1 protein-coding gene is annotated in these 312 nt (G+C 33.3%); it reads left to right on the top strand.

What is annotated here, in order from left to right; genetic code table 11:
* Positions 1 to 312: hypothetical protein (locus ACTHSL_RS13350; protein ID WP_440381705.1), on the top strand; the 312-nt coding region annotated here is incomplete at both ends.

Below are 312 nucleotides of genomic sequence, written 5' to 3'. Positions count from 1 at the left end.
ATATTAAAGAGCGTCTAAAACTGGTAGATAAGCCTAAAAATATCACTTCGACAGAAGAGTTAGTTGACTATACAGCCAAGCTTGCAGAAACGACTTTTTTAAAGGACGGTTATCACATTCAAACATTAATTTTTTATGATAAACAATTCCATCCAATTGATTTAATCAATACAACATTTGAAGATCAAGCAGATAAATATATTTTTTGGCGTTATGCAGCTGACAGAGCCAAAATAACAAATGCCTATGGCTTCATTTGGATATCAGAGCTATGGCTCAGAAAAGCAAGCATCTACTCCAATAAACCAATAC

The sequence above is a fragment of the Neisseria sp. P0008.S010 genome (assembly GCF_051962715.1).
In the GTDB taxonomy this organism is placed as follows: domain Bacteria; phylum Pseudomonadota; class Gammaproteobacteria; order Burkholderiales; family Neisseriaceae; genus Neisseria; species Neisseria elongata.
This window is presented reverse-complemented; position numbering and strand designations above follow the sequence as displayed.